Consider the following 254-nt stretch of genomic DNA (forward strand, 5'->3'; position numbering starts at 1 on the left):
CGGCCACCTGACCCTGGCCGACAACGTGCACGTCACCGGCATGTCGATGGTGACGCGCTCGATTCACCGGCCGGGCATCTACTCGGCCGGCACGCCCCTGGACACCAACGAGCGCTGGCATCGCAATCCGCGCGATTCAAACAACTCGACCGGCTCGCACGCCGGGTCAAGCAACTGGAAAAACAGCTCGGTGAGACGCCGAGCCCTGAGGAAGACTCGTGAGCGAAGACAACACCATGATGGTGCAGGAGATC

1 pseudogene is annotated in these 254 nt (G+C 63.4%); it reads left to right on the forward strand.

Features of this window, described 5'->3' with window-relative positions:
* Positions 1-254 (forward strand): annotated as a pseudogene (locus FAZ79_RS11585) (hypothetical protein); the annotation flags it as partial.

It is taken from the genome of Guyparkeria sp. SB14A (assembly GCF_005096345.1).
Taxonomy (GTDB): domain Bacteria; phylum Pseudomonadota; class Gammaproteobacteria; order Halothiobacillales; family Halothiobacillaceae; genus Guyparkeria; species Guyparkeria hydrothermalis.